The organism is Streptomyces sp. S6 (assembly GCF_054880855.1).
Map to the genome: position 1 here is coordinate 1 of NZ_JBTYMC010000143.1, position 16,737 is coordinate 16,737.

Annotated in this window: 10 protein-coding genes and 1 pseudogene; 7 read left to right on the forward strand and 4 right to left on the reverse strand. The window is 72.5% G+C overall.

Going from position 1 to position 16,737, the window contains the following annotated elements:
• Positions 1 to 1,566, reverse strand: a 1,566-nt coding sequence (locus ACVNF4_RS20295) for a hypothetical protein (protein ID WP_461804265.1), incomplete at its 3' end; no start/stop codon positions are given.
• Positions 1,567 to 1,823: 257 nt separating this feature from the next.
• Here ACVNF4_RS20295 and ACVNF4_RS20300 point away from each other — a divergent pair.
• Both ACVNF4_RS20300 and ACVNF4_RS20305 read left to right on the forward strand, forming a co-directional pair.
• Complete coding sequence (locus ACVNF4_RS20300) at positions 1,824 to 2,651, forward strand: DeoR/GlpR family DNA-binding transcription regulator (RefSeq protein WP_461804266.1); 828 nt, start codon at positions 1,824 to 1,826, stop codon at positions 2,649 to 2,651.
• A gap of 54 nt (positions 2,652 to 2,705) precedes the next feature.
• Positions 2,706 to 3,176 (forward strand): SRPBCC family protein, encoded by a 471-nt coding sequence (locus ACVNF4_RS20305; RefSeq protein ID WP_461804267.1) that lies wholly within the window; start codon positions 2,706 to 2,708, stop codon positions 3,174 to 3,176.
• A 39-nt stretch (positions 3,177 to 3,215) separates the two neighbouring features.
• On the opposite strand, the gene cds1 is transcribed toward ACVNF4_RS20305, so the two are convergent.
• Entirely contained in the window at positions 3,216 to 4,331 is a 1,116-nt protein-coding gene (cds1, locus tag ACVNF4_RS20310; protein ID WP_461804268.1) for an L-cysteine desulfhydrase Cds1, read from the reverse strand.
• Between the two features lie 245 nt (positions 4,332 to 4,576).
• On the opposite strand from cds1, the gene ACVNF4_RS20315 reads away from it, so the two are divergent.
• From ACVNF4_RS20315 to ACVNF4_RS20335, 5 genes are all read left to right on the forward strand, one after another.
• A complete protein-coding gene (locus ACVNF4_RS20315) occupies positions 4,577 to 4,921 on the forward strand; it encodes a hypothetical protein (protein ID WP_461804269.1) in 345 nt (114 codons plus the stop codon).
• A gap of 371 nt (positions 4,922 to 5,292) precedes the next feature.
• The gene (locus tag ACVNF4_RS20320) at positions 5,293 to 5,817 is read left to right on the forward strand and encodes an ATP-binding protein (RefSeq protein ID WP_461804270.1); all 525 of its coding nucleotides are present in this window, start codon (positions 5,293 to 5,295) and stop codon (positions 5,815 to 5,817) included.
• A gap of 231 nt (positions 5,818 to 6,048) precedes the next feature.
• Positions 6,049 to 9,345, forward strand: a complete 3,297-nt coding sequence (locus tag ACVNF4_RS20325; RefSeq protein ID WP_461804271.1) for a S8 family serine peptidase — start codon at positions 6,049 to 6,051, stop codon at positions 9,343 to 9,345.
• 227 nt (positions 9,346 to 9,572) lie between these two features.
• The gene (locus tag ACVNF4_RS20330; protein WP_461804272.1) at positions 9,573 to 10,298 is read left to right on the forward strand and encodes a glycoside hydrolase family 16 protein; all 726 of its coding nucleotides are present in this window, start codon (positions 9,573 to 9,575) and stop codon (positions 10,296 to 10,298) included.
• 104 nt (positions 10,299 to 10,402) lie between these two features.
• Positions 10,403 to 13,654: a S8 family serine peptidase gene (locus ACVNF4_RS20335; protein WP_461804273.1), complete on the forward strand. Its 3,252-nt coding sequence runs from the start codon at positions 10,403 to 10,405 to the stop codon at positions 13,652 to 13,654.
• Positions 13,655 to 13,793: 139 nt separating this feature from the next.
• Here the strand turns inward: ACVNF4_RS20335 and ACVNF4_RS20340 are convergent, their stop codons facing one another.
• Positions 13,794 to 16,340, reverse strand: coding sequence for an ABC transporter permease (locus tag ACVNF4_RS20340; protein WP_461804274.1), 2,547 nt, complete (start codon positions 16,338 to 16,340; stop codon positions 13,794 to 13,796).
• A gap of 41 nt (positions 16,341 to 16,381) precedes the next feature.
• A pseudogene (locus ACVNF4_RS20345) lies at positions 16,382 to 16,737 on the reverse strand (hypothetical protein); the annotation flags it as partial.

Here is a 16,737-nt window from a genome sequence, read left to right on the forward strand (position 1 = left end):
CGCGCCCAGCAGCAGCGTCGCCCCGGAGGTGACGCCGACCAGCAGGGGCGCCCGGTCGGTGAGACCGGCCATCGCCCGCGCGCGGGCGATGGCACGCGTGCGCGCCGGGTCGCCGTCCTCAATCCCGTACTCCTTCTCGACGTGCGGCTCCTGCGCCTTCGCCCGGCCCATCGCCCGCTGCCCGAGGAACGCGCAGAGGGCGAGGACGACGAGGAGGACGGCCGGGATGACGGACGCCTGCCAGGTCAGCAGGACGGGCGGCCCCGGCAGGACGCCCCCGGTGCCGTCCAGCCAGTCGGCGACGCGCTGGGCGACACCCCCGGACATCACGCCGCCGAGCGCGCACGCCAGCATGACGACGGCCGGCCCGCCCAGGCCTCGCAGGGCGGAGCGGTGCTCGGCGTCCCGCTCGTACAGCACGCGCGCGACGACCGCGAGAACGACCGCGACCGCGCCCTGGGCCACCGCGATCCCGCCGAACGTGACGTCCCCGGGCAGCCGCCCCTGCGACGTCCAGCCGGGCCGCGACCAGCCCGCGTACACCAGGGCGCAGGCCAGCACGGCGAGCGAGCCGAGCGGCAGGCGTCGTACGAGGTGGCGGTCGATCTTGTGGTCGAGGCGCTCCTCCGTGCGGCCCCTGCCGCACACCACCCACACGACGCTGACGGCGCCGACGGCCAGGGCGGCCTCCAGGGCGTGCCCGAAGGCGTCCAGGAGGGCCGCTGAGCCGTTCTCGTGGTCCCGGCGGGCAGCGGCCGTACCGACGGTCGCCGCGACCGTCAGGAGGCCCGCGGCGGTGTGCGCGGCGCGCAGCCGGGAGACCAGGCGGCGGCCGTACCAGAAGCCGGGGCGGCTGAGGGTCGTCGCGGTGCCGGCGTCGTCCGTGCGGGGCAGCGGCTCCTGCGACTCGTACGCGCGCCAGGTGCGGTGCGAGAGGTACCACAGGAGGGCGACGAGGGCCGTCGGGACGAACGCCGCGAGGGCGAGGCGGCGTCCGGGCTGGCCCCACCAGCCGCCGGGTTCGAGGAACCCCAGCCAGGTGTGGCGCTCGGCGCACGCGCGCGTGCCCGCGCACTGCCAGGCGGTGAGGTCGAGGGCGACCTCGCAGGCGGCGGCGACCAGGAGGACCGTCAGAAAGAGCGCGGCGAGCCGCACCAACAGGCCGTACAGGCGTACCGCGCGGGTGCCGGAGCGGGCGGCGGGGCGCATCCAGTGGGCGAGGTTGACGACCATGAACGGCAGCAGGAGCAGCCACAGCGCGCGGGTGCCGTTGCCGGACGTCAGGTTGGACCAGACGTACGCCTCCGGGATGGGCCGGTCCGGGCGCGCGCCCGGCCGGGTCTCCGCGTCGGCGTCGTCCGCGCGGCGGTAGACGGCCGCCGTGTCGTCACCCGTGACCCGCACCGTGCGGGGATCGTCGAGCATCTTCTCCGGCGTGGAGCCGCCCACGCCGTGGACGAGGAGTTCCAGAGCCGCGGCCGGCTCCCTCGCCGGTTCCTGGTCCGGTGCCGTTTCCTCAGGTGGTCCGGCAGGGCTCGGTACCCCGCCCACGATGAGACGTTCCACTGTCCGCACTTCCCCCGTGACGCGCCGTCGGCATCCTGCCGTGCCCCGTCAGGATGGCGGCTGACGGCCCATGAACACACCGGTTGTCACGGAATCTCCCCCTTACGTGAGTCAACCGTCACGTGCCGATGCGCACGAGCAGGCGCCCGTCGCCCTCTCGGCCTCCTCAAGCGGCCCGCGACAACGGCTGCGACGTGCGAGGATGGACCGTCCCGACCCGACCGGGCGGGTTCCACGCGGGAAGGACCGGAGCGTACGTGAGCGAGAATCAGAACCTCCTCGCGGAGCAGCGCCGCGCCCTCATCCTCGACGAGGTCCGCCGTCGCGGCGGCGTCCGCGTCAACGAACTCACCCGCCGGCTCGGCGTGTCGGACATGACGATCCGCCGCGACCTCGACGCGCTCGGCAGACAGGGCGTCATCGAGAAGGTGCACGGCGGCGCCGTCCCGGTCGTCGAGGCCAGCACCCACGAACCGGGCTTCGAGGCCAAGTCCGGCCTCGAACTCACCGCCAAGGAGGACATCGCCCGCACCGCCGCCGCACTCGTCGCCCCCGGCAGCGCGATCGCCCTCTCCGGCGGCACGACGACCTTCGCGCTCGCACACCGTCTGGTGGACGTGCCGGAGCTGACCGTCGTCACCAACTCGGTGCGCGTCGCGGACGTCTTCCACGCCGCGCAGCGCACGTCGGGGCCGCGTCAGGGCGCCGCGACCGTCGTCCTCACCGGCGGGGTGCGCACCCCCTCCGACTCCCTCGTCGGGCCCGTCGCCGACCAGGCCATCGCGGCGCTCCACTTCGACATGCTGTTCCTCGGCGTGCACGGCATATCGGCCGAGGCGGGGCTGTCCACCCCCAACCTCGCGGAGGCGGAGACCAATCGGCGTCTCGTGCACTCGGCACGCCGGGTCGTCGTGGTCGCCGACCACACCAAGTGGGATGTCGTGGGCCTGAGTTCGTTCGCGTCGCTCGATCAGGTCGACACGCTGGTGACGGACGCGGGGCTGCCGGAGGCGGCGCGGGCGGAGATGTCCGACCGACTGCGGGTCGTGGTGGCGGGGGAAGCGGTCCGGGCCGTGGACCTGTGATTCTGACGTTCCGTCAACTAGGGTGGGCGGCCCGGCAGTTCTAGGGGGTTCGCCTTGGAGCGTCAACTGGCCCCGGCAGGGCTTGAGTTCATCGGCACCGCGCCCGTCCGACTGGTGTTCGCGCACGAGATCCCCGCGCCCCCCGAGGCCGTCTTCCACGCCCTGGCCGACGACGTCCCCGGCTGGGCCGACTGGTTCGGGCAGGTGACGTCCGCGAAGGCGCTCGGTGACGGCGGGCGGCGGGAGGTCCACCTCTCGGGCGGCATCCGTCTCCGGGAGACGATCCTCGCCGCCGAGCCGTCCGAGGTGTACGCGTACCGGGTCGACACGGTCAACGCGCCCGCGCTGCGCGCCCTCGTCGAGGAGTGGCGGCTGACTCCGGCGGGGAGCGGGACCCGGGTGCGGTGGACGATGGCCGTCGACGGGCCGCTCCCGCTGCGGCTCGCGCTGAAGGGGATACGGCCGCTCGTGGGGCGCGCGTTCCGGGACGCGGTACGGGCGTTGGAGCGGCGGCTGGGGGCTTAGGGGCCGCGGGCCGGGCTCAGGGAACGGTGCGGCGCGTGCTCACTCCTGCCACTTCCCCGTCGTCAGCAGGGTCTCGATCGTCTCGCTGTACGGTGCGATGTCCAGCCCCTGCTGTGCGAGCCATGCGTCGGAGTAGTACTTGTCGAGGTACCGGTCGCCGGGGTCGCACAGCAGCGTGACGACGCTCCCCCGGCGTCCCTCGGCCACCATCTCGGCGACGATCTTCAGCGCGCTCCACAGCCCCGTCCCCGTCGAGCCGCCCGCCTTGCGGCCGATGGCCCCCTCCAGGGCGCGTACGGCGGCGACGCTCGCGGCGTCCGGGACCTTCATCATCCGGTCGACCGCGCCGGGCACGAAACTCGGCTCCATCCGGGGCCGCCCGATGCCCTCGATACGGGAGCCGCAGTCGCAGGTGACGTCGGGGTCGCCGGTCGTCCAACCCTCGTAGAAACAGGAGTTGTCGGGGTCGGCGACACAGATCCGGGTGTCATATTGCATGTAGTGCACGTACCGGGCGATCGTCGCCGAGGTGCCGCCCGTGCCCGCCGTCGCGACGATCCACGCCGGCTCCGGGAACGGCTCCAGCTCCAGCTGGCGGAAGATCGATTCGGCGATGTTGTTGTTGCCGCGCCAGTCCGTGGCCCGCTCCGCGTACGTGAACTGGTCCATGTAGTGGCCGCCGGTGCGCTCCGCGAGGCGCGCGGACTCGTCGTACATCGTGCGGGGGTCGTCGACGAAGTGGCACCGCCCGCCGTGGAACTCGATCAGCCGGCACTTCTCCGCGCTGGTCGTGCGCGGCATGACGGCGACGAACGGCACACCGATCAGCTTCGCGAAGTACGCCTCCGACACGGCCGTCGAGCCGCTGGACGCCTCGATGACCGGGCGGTCCGGGCGGATCCAGCCGTTGCACAGGCCGTACAGGAAGAGGGAGCGGGCGAGGCGGTGCTTGAGGCTGCCCGTGGGGTGCGTCGACTCGTCCTTCAGGTAGAGGTCGATGCCCCACGCCTCGGGGAGCGGGAAGCGCAGCAGGTGCGTGTCCGCCGAGCGGTTGGCGTCCGCCTGCACCTTGCGCACGGCGTCCTTCAGCCACGCCCGGTACGCGGCGTCGCTGCGGTCGGTGTCCAGGGTCGCGGACTGTAGAGGGGTGGTCACGGCAGGGCTCCTCACACGCTCGCTCAAGCGGCCGTCACCTCGATCATAGACACCTGTCACACGCTTCCCACCTGCATAAACACACCTTTGAGCGTCTCAAAGGAACCCTCAGGGGGCGCATTCACGCGAGTGCTCCGGGCAACGGCACCGGCTACTGGTGCCGCACGGTCCCGCGCGGCAGACTGCACGGCACCGGGGGCGTGCAGGAACGATCAGCCACGGGGCGGGCGAGGGGGCGAAGCGCCATGACGGAGCCGGAGTTCACGGCGACGGGCGTGCGCATCGGCAGAGGGCTCCGGTCACTGACCCGGGCCGGGCGGGTCCGGGTCGGCGACGGCAGAGTGGAACTGCTCACCAGCCGCGGCACGGAGATCGACAGCGCGCCGGCGGACTCGGTACGCGCGTCCCGGCCGCGGTTCGGCCCGGACGGCCGGGCTCTCGCGGAGCTCAACGGGACGCGGTATTCGCTGACGTTAGCCGCTGGGGAGCGGGGGGACGGGGCTGGGGCCGGGGTCGAGGGGAGTGGTGCGGTGGGGGTGCGGGGGTTTCTGGAGGCGGTGCGGAGGGCGAGGGGGGTGGGGGAGGTGTGATGTGTGGCGTGTGATGTGTGGCGTGTGATGTGTGGCGTGTGATGTGGTGCCGCGAGGGTGGTGGTACCTCACACATCACGTACCGTGCACACCCTCGGCGGCACATCACGCATCACATACCACCCAGCCCCGCAGTCGTACATCACACCTCACACCTCGCACATCACACCCCACACCTCACCCCCCTCCCCCAGAGTTGCGCCCCCGCTCCCCCTGAGCCACCCTGAACTCACGTCACTCTGGGTTTACCGGCGATAACGCTGCGAACCAGCCCGCCGGCCATGAACGCAGCCGGCCGCTGTGCGGGGCCGCGCTGCTGGAACGATCCGAACTCCGTGTTCCTCCGGACCTCACGTCGGGGAGTCGCAGCCGTGATCAGCAACCCGAACAGGCACTGCACGGTGGAGCTGCAAGCCCTGCCGTCGCGGATCGGCCAGGTCCGCAGAATCGTTACCGCACACTTGCGGTACTGGCAGCTGGACCCCCTCATAGACCGGGCCGCGCTCGGTGTGACGGAACTGCTGGCCAACGTCCACCGGCATGCGCGGCCGGACAAGACCTGCGTGGTGGAGCTGGAGCTGCTCCTCGGGCAGCTCACCGTCTCGGTGCGCGACCACGACCCCCGCCTCCCCGTGCCGCCGGCCCCGGACGACCTCGACGACATCGACACGCTCGCCACCTGCGGGCGGGGGCTCGCGATGGTGGCGGCGATGAGCGAGAGCTGGGGGGCGCGGCCCTACGGGGAGGACGGGAAGGTCGTGTGGTTCACGCTGTCGGCGACGGGGGCGGTGGACCCCCTGTGGAATGTGATGGGTGATGTACCACCCCGCGAACTCACCGCCCCCGCCCTCGCCGCACCACAAGCATCCGCCCCCCGCTCCCCCGCACGCCTCTGACCTACGATCCCGACGATTCAGGGCGTTCGCACAGGTGAGGACAGACGTCCGGGGGTCCCTGCGACCTTGGGCGAGTAGCCGGCGCACCGCTTCTCCACGACTCGAAGTTCGACGCAACCTTGACCCGTGAACTCTCAACAACCGTAGATCCCTTGTGCGACACTGCCGATCATCCGGGCACTCGTCCCGGATCGCAGCCCCCCCACGTCTCTTCCGCACCAGGGATCACGCATGCCCACCCCCCACCCGGCCCCGATACCGGGCGCGCGCCGCGCTGTCCGGATCGCCGCGGCCACCGGTCTGGCTGCCGCACTCGCCGGCGCCGGCCTCACCCCCGAAGCCTTCGCCACCCCGGCGACCACCCCCACCACCGCATCCGTCCCCGCCCCCGACTCCTCCCCCGACAAGCTCGGTTCGCACGACGCCCGGCTCCTCGCGCAGGCCGTGGCACGCCGCGACAAGAACGTCACGCTGATGATCGCCACCGCTCCGGGGCAGACCGGGCAGGTCGCCCGGGAGCTGGGCGCGGTCGACGGCGGCTCCGTCGGCCGTACGTACGACAGGCTCGGCTACGTCCGCGCGACCGTCCCGACAGGCAGGGCGCGGGCGGCCGTCGCCGCCGCCGAGAGACTCAGCTCCGTCCAGGCCATCGACCTGCGGGCCGAACTCCCGCAGGAGGCACCGGAACTGGACGCATCGGGCCACGGGAGCGGCGTCGTCTCCCGTGCCTCCGCGCCCGCTCACCCCGGCCCGAGTGCCGACACGCCCGCCAGGAACCCGTACAACCCGACGTTCGAGACGGGCGCCGTCGACTTCGTGCACCGGCACCCGAAGGCGGACGGCCGCGGCGTCACCATCGGCCTCCTCGACACGGGCGTCGACCTCGACACCCCCGCGCTCCAGCGGACGACGACCGGTGAGCGCAAGATCGTCGACTGGGTGACCTCGACGGACCCCGTCATCGACGGCGACGGCACCTGGCTGCCGATGACCACCCCGGTCACCGGGCCGGCGTTCGAGTACGGCGGCAGGACCTGGAAGGCCCCGGCGGGCTCGTACCGGATCGGTGTCTTTCACGAGTCGGCCACCCGTCAGGGCAAGGTCACGGACTCGCCGGGCCACTCCGACGGTGACGTGAACCGTGACGGCGACACGACCGACGTGTTCGGTGTGCTGTACGACCCGGCGGCCGGCACGGTCACCGTCGACGTCGACGGCAACGGCGACTTCACCGACGACACGCCGATGAAGCCGTACAAGGACGGGTTCCAGGTCGGTCACTTCGGCACCGACGACCCGGCCACGGCCGTCGTGGAACGCCAGGCGTTCGTCGTGCAGATCCGCAAGGACGTGCCGATGGACCCGATGGGCGGCGACTGGACCGGCAAGAAGGCGGACTTCGTCGACATCGGACTCGTCGCCGGTGCGCACGGCACCCATACGGCCGGGATCATGGCCGGTCACGGCCTATTCGGCGGCAGGATGGACGGCGCCGCTCCCGGCGCGAAGATCGTCTCGTCGCGGGGGTGCGCCTTCACGACCGCCTGCACCAACACGGCCATCACCGAGGGCATGATCGACCTCGTCGTCAACCACGGTGTCGACCTCGTCGAGATGACCGTCAACGGCGCGGCGGCGCTCAACGACGGCAACGACGTCTTCTCCACGCTGTACGACCGGCTGCTCGCCACCTACGGCGTCCCGATCGTCGTCCCCTCCGCGAACACCGGCCCCGGCGCCAACACCACCGGGGACCTCGGCGCGGGTGACGGGGTCATCTCGGTGGGTGCGAGCGTCTCCCGCGCGACGTACGCCGCCGATTACGGCGCTGAAGTGGCCGGTCCCTCGCAGGTGTTCACCTTCTCCGGGCGCGGCCCCGCCGAGGACGGCGGCCTCTCGCCGGCCGTCGTGGCTCCGGGTGCGGCGGTCAGCACGATCCCGGCCTGGATGCCGGGCTCGTCCATCGCCGAGTCGGGGTGGAAGCTGCCGCCGGGCTACGCGATGTACAACGGCACCTCGATGTCGTCCCCGCAGGCGGCGGGCGCGAGCGCGCTGCTGCTGAGCGCCGCGAAGCAGCGGCACATCGCGATGACGGCGGTGAAGCTGCGGACGGCGCTGACCTCGACCGCCCGGCACGTCCCGGGGGCCCAGGCGTACGAGGAGGGAGCCGGCCTCATCGACGTACCCGGCGCGTGGAAGGCGATCGAGGCGGGCGCCACCGCCCACGACTACACGGTGAAGGCGCCCGTCGACACCGTCCTCGCCGGGAAGCTGAGGACGCCGGGGTTCGGCAGGGGTGTCCACGACCGTGAGGGCGGCCTGAAGGTCGGGCAGCGCAGGACGTACGACGTGGTCATCACCCGTACGTCCGGGCCGGCCGGCTCGCTGTCCCACGTCCTGCGTCTGGTGAACGACAAGGACCGTACGTTCTCGGTCGCCGGGCCCCGGCGGGTCGATCTGCCGCTGGGCGTGCCGGTGACCGTGAAACTCCGGGCCGCTCCGAGGAGCGCGGGCGTCAAGAGCGTGCTCCTGACGGTCGACGACCCCCGGACGCCCGGCGTCGACAAGCAGATCCTCGATACCGTCGTCGTCTCCGCACCGCTGCATCACACCTTCACCGCCTCGGGCTCGGTGCGGCGCACCACGTTCCGGTCGTACTTCGTGACGGTCCCGCCGGGCACGAAGTCGCTGGAGATCGGGCTCAGTGGGCTGAAGGAGGGCAGCAGGACGTTCTTCACGGCCGTCGACCCGTCCGGTCTGACGGTCGCGGACGACGACCCGGACACGGCTCTGCCCGCCTCCGTCGAGCCGATGCCCGGCGTCTGGGAGATCACGGTCGACGCGCGGCGCAAGTCGGCCGCGCTGGACAACCCCTACCGGCTGACCGTGTCCGCGTTCGCCGCGTCCTTCGACCCGGCGCGGCTGAGCGTGCCGGAGGCCAGGATCGGCGTCCCGGCCTCCGGCGCCTGGACGCTCACGAACCGGATGGCTGCGGTGGACGGCCGGCTGGAGGGCGGCACGCTCGGTTCGTCGAGGACCGCGCGGCCGGTCGTCGCGAAGGGTGCCGCTCAGCGGAGCACGGTCGTGGTGCCCGAGGGCACCACGTCGCTGGACGTCGCGATCGGGGGCGCCGCCGATCCGGCCGCCGACCTCGATCTGACGGTCCTCGACGCGCGGGGCGAGGTCGTCGGCCGGTCCGCGGGGCCCACCGCCGACGAGTCCGTCTCCGTGGCGAACCCGGCGGCCGGCACGTACACCGTCGAGGTCGTCGCCTATGCCGCGCCGTCCGGCTCGACCGCGTACGACTACCACGACGTGTTCTTCTCCCCCGTGCTCGGCAAGGTCACGGTGGACGAGGCGACGCCGGTCAGGCTCGGCACGGGCGGCTCGGTGAAGGTGCCGGTGGCCGTCACTGCGGCGGCCGGCGTGGCCGAGGGCCGTGAACTCGTCGGCGGGGTACGGCTGGTGAACACCCGGGGCACGCTCGTGGGTGCGGGTGACGTGACCGTGGAGAAGGTCGTGCCGTAGGCCGTACGGCACGGCGCAGGGGCGGGCGTCCGGCGGTTCGGGCGTCCGCCCCCTGTGTTTCGGGACGGCTGTGTTTCGGGACGGCAGAAGGCTTCGACTCTAAAAGTCAGTACATGATCGTTGCCGGGGATCTTGTCAAAGGTTGAACGGAGTTCTACATTCCGGCGATACCGAGGGAACGAGGAATCGTTTCCTTCCCCCCATGTCATCCGAGCAATGGAGCCGTGATGTCGTCGGTACTCGTCAGACCGGGACGCCTGATGGCCGTCGCCCTGGCCACGCTTTCCCTTCTTCTCCTGGGACACCCCCACGCCGAGGCGGCGTCCTGGGGAGCCCCTCAGACGGTCGACTCGTGGAACACCGTCAGCGGACGGTGGACGCCCAACAACGAGCTGGAGACCTACACCCCCGACTGCGTCTGGTACGAGGGCGGCACCCTCGTCATCAAGACCTACCGGTCGGGTGGCACGTACTACTCGGGCCGGGTGGAGTCGAAGGCGCTCTACGGCTACGGCACCTACAGTTTCACCGCGAACCTGCCGAGCGGTCAGGGCCTCCTGCCGGCGGTGTGGGCGGCCTACCTGAATCCGTGGCTGCCGGAGTTCGACGCCGCCGAGATCGTCGGCCAGCGTCCGGACACCGTGTATCAGACGTCGCATGACGCGAACAACGCCCAGACCCAGTTCTCGAAGACGAACTCCTCGGGCTGGACCAACGCGTTCCACAGGTACTCGTTCACCTGGTGGCCGGACCACATCGACTTCGCCGTGGACGGCACGATCACCGGCACCAAGTGGTACACCACACCTCGGGGTGTGGGCATGCGCTTCATCGTCAACACCGCGGTGGGCGGCGACTGGCCGGGCAACCCCGACGACTCGACCTGGGCGACGGCGGACGGCGCGAGGTACCTGCGGGTCTCCTCGATCACGTACACCCCGTACACCCCCTGACCGGACCGTCTCCCCCGTTCTCGCATCCGTCCAGAACCGAACACGCGTGACGTGCGTGATAGCGGAGGACGCAAGGGTACGAACACACGAGCGGGGGGACGCGAGTGCGATCAGCAGCGCGCGCGAGAACGGCGGCACTGGCCGCCATGGCGGTGGCCGGGACACTGGTCACCGGGACGGTGACGGCCGACGCGGAACCGGCGCGAGGCACTGCCTCGGGCCCACCCGCCTCGGCCGTCACCTTGATCACCGGGGACCGTGTGACCGTCGGCGACGACGGCGGGGTCGCTTCGCTCGTCCGCGCGGAGGGCCGCGAGAAGATCGGCTTCTCGGTGCGGCGCGAGCGCGGCCACACCTGGGTGATCCCGCAGGACGCCCTGCGCCCGATCGCCGACGGGGTGCTCGACCGGAGCCTGTTCGACGTCGCGCGGCTGGCCGAGGACGGCTACGGCGACGCGCTGCCGCTGATCGTCGGCTACCGGGAGGGCCACACCCTGTCGGCGGCCCGCGACCCCTTCGCGGGGGCGGCCGTCCGGCAGCGGCGCGCGCTGCCCGCCGTGAACGGCGAAGCCTTCACACTGCCCAGGAGCGGGACTTCGGCGCTGTGGTCGGCGGTCACCGGCCGGACTCTCACGGCGGACGGCGCGACCGGCCGCGCCCGGCCCGTCGCCCACGTCTGGCTGGACGCGAAGGTCCGGGCGTCCCTGGACAAGAGCGTGCCGCAGATCGGAGCGCCGGTCATGTGGAAGTCCGGCTACACCGGCAAGGGCGTCACGGTGGCGGTCCTGGACTCGGGCGTGGACGAGACCCACCCGGACCTCAAGGGCGTCGAGGTCGCGCAGAAGAACTTCAGCGGTTCTCCCGACGGCAAGGACCACTTCGGGCACGGCACCCACGTGGCGTCCATCCTCGCCGGGAGCGGCGCGCGCTCCGGCGGCCGGTACAGGGGCGTGGCGCCCGGCGTGCGCCTGCTGGACGGCAAGGTCCTGGCCGACGACGGCTTCGGCCCCGTCTCGGGCATCGTGGCCGGCATGCAGTGGGCCGTCGACCAGGGCGCGCGGGTCGTCAACATGAGCCTGGGGTCCCCCGACACCCCGGACGTGGGCCCGATGGAGGCGGCCGTCGCCCGGCTGTCCGGCAAGGCCCTGTTCGTGGTGGCCGCCGGCAACGACGGCGACCGGCCCGGCACGATCGGATCGCCCGGCAGTTCCCCGGCCGCGCTCACCGTGGGCGCCGTGGACAAGCAGGACAGGATCGCCGACTTCTCCAGCCGGGGCCCGAACCTCGACGGCACCCCCAAGCCCGACATCACCGGCCCCGGCGTCGACATCACCGCCGCCCGGACGACTCAAGGCAGCTCTCCGGCGGGCGACGGTTACACCGTGCTCAGCGGGACGTCGATGGCGGCCCCGCACGTCGCGGGCGCCGCCGCGCTGGTGCTCCAGCAGCACCCGGACCTCACCGGGGCCCGGCTCAAGTCGCTCCTGACCAGCTCGGCTCAGCCCGATCCCGAGCTGAACGCCCATCAGCAGGGCGCGGGCCGGGTGGACCTGGAGCGGGCGGCCGGCGCCGAGGTCGTCTCCGAGCCGGGCTCGCTCGGTTTCGGCACCCAGTTGTGGCCGCACGCCGACGACAAGCTCCTCTCCAGGACCCTCACCTACCGCAACCTCGGCACCCGCCCGGTCACCCTGCGGCTGACCACCTCCGGGACCGCCCCGGCCGGCATGTTCACCGTGCGGGACGAGCAGCTCACCGTCCCGGCCGGCGGCACCGCGCGGACCACCGTCGTCGCCGACACCCGCAAGGGCACCCGTGACGGCGTCTTCGGCGGCACCGTCCTCGCGTCGGGCGACGGACAGCAGGTGAGCACGGGTCTCGTGGTCGAGCGGGAGGCGGAGTCCTACGACGTGACGGTGCGGCACATCGACGCCGACGGGGCGAAGCCGGCCGCGTACACGACGTCGGTCTCGCCCCGTGACCAGGGCGCCGGGGTCGTGCTGCCGTACCGGGCGGGCGGCACGGTGGTGCAGCGGCTGCGGAAGGGGAGTTACCTGCTGGACAGCATCGTCTTCGCGGCGGACAACGAGCCGGGCTTCTTCGTGCAGCCGGTGCTGACCGTGGACAGGAACCTCACGGTCACGCTCGACTCCCGCAAGGCGAAACCGTTCACCGTGAAGGCGCCGGATCCGGCCGCGAAGCCCGTCACCTCGGCCGTCGGCTACTTCGACCGGGGTGTCGGCGTGGGCAACACGTGGTCCTCCGGCGGGGCGCCGCCGGTCCGCACCCTGGCCCTCGGACCGGCCTCTGCCACGCTGAAGGCCCAGTTCAACGGCGTGTGGAAGAAGCCCGGCGCGCAGCTCGTCGATCACCGGCTCGCCTTCCACCGCGAGGGCAGCTTCTTCACCGGCCTGAACCGCACCGTCACCCGCGGCGAGGTCGCCGAGGTGAAGCTCGGTTTCGGCGCCTCCGTCAGCGGTGTGAAGGGGCAGGTGTCCATCAAGCCGGTGGACAGGCAGGGCGACAGCGTCGGCATCGCCGAACCGCCCGCGCTGAAACTGCCGTTGTCCAGCACGCACTACCTCAACACGGACGGGGTGCGCTGGTTCTGGACGGCCACGCAGCTCGACGGCCGCGGCGCGGCGCGCGTGGTGTACGAGAGGGGGCCGGTGACGTACAAGCCGGGTTCCCGTCAGACGCTGCTGTTCAACACCGGTGTCATCGGCCCCGGTCTCGCGGCGGTCGAGCGGGCCCGCGACAGCCTAGCCACGCGGGCCGAGCTGTTCTTCGACGGCGGCGGCAATTCCGGGAGGCCGGCCGGCACCAAGGGGTTCGCCCGGCTGGAGTCCGGTGGGCGGGTCCTCGCCGAGGAGCCCGACGCGAACTGGGTGAGCGCCGAGGTGCCGGCGGCTTCCGCCGCGTACCGCCTGACCGTCGAGGCGAGGCGTGCCGCAGCGGACACCGCCGTCAGCACCAAGGTGACGGGGGTGTGGACGTTCACCTCGGCCCGGCCGGTCTCGGACCGTACGGCGCTGCTGCCGTTGTCGACGGTGCGGCTCGTCCCGCAGCTCAGCCTGCGCGGGGCGGCTCCGGCGGGCGGCACCCTCTCGGTGCCGCTGAGGATCAGCGGCCCGGCGGCCGGGGCCGGGCAGGTCGCCGCGCTCAAGGTGGACGTCTCCTTCGACGCGGGGCGCACCTGGAAGGCGCTCACCGTCGCGACCGACGCGAAGGGTGCGCGTTCGGTGACCGTCAGGCATCCGGGCAGCGCCAAGTCCGCTTCCTTCCGTGTCGACCTCAGGGACAAGGGCGGCAACACCGTCCGCGAGACGATCACCGACGCGTATCTGCTGGTGCGCTGAGACGCCTTCGCGGCCGGGTCTCCTCGGTGAGGTGTCACATGTCGAGGGGCCGTCGCGGCGCTCCGGAACATCCGGGGTGCCCGTGTGGCACGGGGGTGTGCCGGTCGCGTCGTCCGCGACCGGCACACCCCCGTCGGTCTCACTCCGCGGCCACGGCTGCGAGCACGTTCATGCGTGCGGCCCTGCGCGCGGGCCCGAGCGCCGCCGGCACACCTGCGGCCACCCCCACGAGTGCAACGATCGCGAGCCGTGACACCGGTACGGAGAAGGCGAACGCGCTGTCGCTCGCGCCGTCGGAGGCCCGGACGAGGATCCAGCCGAGGAGGCCGCCCAGCGCCAGACCGCCGGCCGTGCCGAACGCGGCGACGAGGACGGACTCCCAGCGGATCATCGCCCGCAGTTGCGCACGGGTCTGGCCGACCGCCCTCAACAGGCCGAGTTCCCGGGTGCGTTCGTGGACGGCCAGGGTGAGGGTGTTGGCGATGCCGAGGAGGGCGATGAGCACGGCGAGCGCCAGGAGCGCGTAGACGAGGGTGAGCATCATGTCGATGCCGCCGGCCGAGGACGCGGCGTACTCGTCCCGGGTCTGCACCTCCGGATCGCCGTACCGCGCGGCGACTCGCGCCACGGCCGCCTTGCCCGCGCGTTCACCGACGCCCTCACGGAGTTTCACCGCGACGAGGGTGTCGTGGTCCTGGGTGCGGTGCGGGGACCACGCCTGGCGGGTGACGACGTAGTCGCCGGCGAGTTCCGAACGGCCGTACAGGGCACGGACGGTGAAGGTGAGGCGCTGTCCGTCGGCGAAGGCGAGGGGGACCTCGGAGCCGACGGCGAGGTGCCGCTTGCGGGCCTCGGTACGGGTCATGGCGATGCCGTCGGCGCCGAGGGTGTTCATGTCGCCCTGGATCGCGCCGAGTTCGAAGGTGCGGGCGAGGGCGGCGGGGTCGGTGACCGTCAACTGCCTGCCCTCGCCGTTCACTTCGGCGACGCCCTTGCCGAGTCCGACGGCCGTGTCGACCTCCGGCAGCTTGTCGATCGCCGGTGCCAGCCGGGGGCTCAGTCCGCTGCCGCCCGCGCCGAACGCCGGTGCGCTGACGGCGAGATCGCCCGCGAACGACTGGGCGACGGTGCGGTCCATGGTCGCCTTGAGCGACGCCCCGAACACGGTGAACAGGGAGACGACGGCCACCCCGATCATCAGCGCGCTCGCCGTCGCGGCCGTCCGCCGGGGGCTGCGCAGGGCGTTGCGCAGGGCCAGGGATCCGGTCACGCCCCGCGCCTTCCCCAGCAGCGCGCCCAGCACCCGGATCACGCCGGACGACGCGACCGGGCCCAGCACCACGAACGCCGCCAGGAGCAGCAGCGCACCGGCTCCCGCCGTCCACCAGGACGGTGAGACCAGCAGCCCGGCCGACAGCACCAGCAGTCCGGCCCCGACGACGGCCCGCCGGCGAGACGCCCCCGACCCGTCGAGTGAGACCTCGCGCAGCGCCGCCAGCGGTGCGGTGCGTCCGGCCCGTACGGCGGGCAGCAGCGCGGACGCCAGACAGGCCGAGGTCCCGGCCAGCAGCGGCACGGTGAGCGAGAGTGCGCCGATCACCAACTCGCCGTCGGGGAAGGGGAATCCGATCGCCGGGAACAGTGCCTTCAGCCCGGCGGCGACACCGATGCCGCCCGCGAGTCCGGCGGCGGACGCGGTCAGTGCGACGACCGTCGCCTCGGTGAGGGTGGTGGCGGTGACCTGGCGCCGGGAGGCTCCGACGGCCCGCAACAGGGCGTTCTCTCGGGTGCGTTGGGCGACGACTATGGCGAACGTGTTGTGGATGGAGAACGTCGCGACGAGCAGGGCGATTCCGGAGAAGACCAGCAGCAACGTCGTGAACACGTCGAGGAACTGACGGGAGATCATCTCGGTGTCCTCGCGCGCGGACTCCTGGCCGGTGACGGCCTCGACTCCCTTGGGGAGTACGGGAGTCAGCCGGGTCACCAGTTCCCGCTGGCTCACTCCGTCCGCCGCCCGCACCAGGATGCTCGTCGCCTGGCCGGGGCGTGCGGTGAGGTACCGCTCCGCGTCCGTGCGGGTCAGGCCGGTGTAGGTGACCTGGCCCATGCCGTCGGCGCCGCCGAAGGTCGCCAGCCCGACGATCCTGACCCGCACGGGGTCGGGGGTGCGCAGGACCGTCGTGTCGCCCAGGCGCAGGCCGCCCTTCTTCGCGGTGGCACGGTTGACGACGACTTCTCCGGGGTGCTCGGGGGCGCGGCCCTCGGCGAGGCGGTAGGGGTTGAGGCGTGTGTCGGTGATCCAGTTGCCGGCGAGGGTGGGCGGGCCCTTGCCGCCGATGGGTCTCCCGTCGCGGCCGAGGAGTTGCCCGGCGCCCTGGATGTCGGGTTCGGCGGCGGCGACGCCGGTGATGCGTGATATGTCACGCACCAGTGCCGTCGGCACGGGCCGCCGGACCCCCTCCCTCTCCCCCGGCGCGGCGATCGCGTCCGCCCCGCGCACGACGGCGTCCGTGCCCGCCGTCGCACTCCCGAACATCGAGTCGAACCCGGCACGCAGGGTGTCACCCATCACCAGCGTGCCTGTGAGGAAGGAGACGCCCAGGAACACCGCGAGAAACGTTCCGGCGAACCGGCGGCGGTGGGATCGCAGGCCGGCGAGGCCCAGGCGGAGGGCGGTGCGGATGGGGGTGGGGGGTGTCAGGTCGGTGTGGTGGCCGGTGTCGCTCATGGCCGCGCCTCCCCCGACCGCGCCGGGGCGGCACCGGCGGGCGTCGGACCGGTGCGGCCGGTGTCGTCCATGGTCGCGCCTTGCCCGGCACTCCTCGGCTCTCGCGACGGCGTTCGCGCACCGGTGACCCGCCCCGCTCTCGTCTCGAACGCCTTGACCCGGTCGAGGACCCGTTCCGCGGTCGGCGCCCGCATCCGGTCCACCAGCCGTCCGTCCGCGAGGAACACGACCTCGTCGGCGTGCGCGGCGGCGGACGGGTCGTGGGTCACCATCACCACCGCGCGCCCGGTCTCCCGCGCGGTGCGCCCGAGGAGCCCGAGCACCTCCTCGCCCGCGCGCGAGTCGAGGTTGC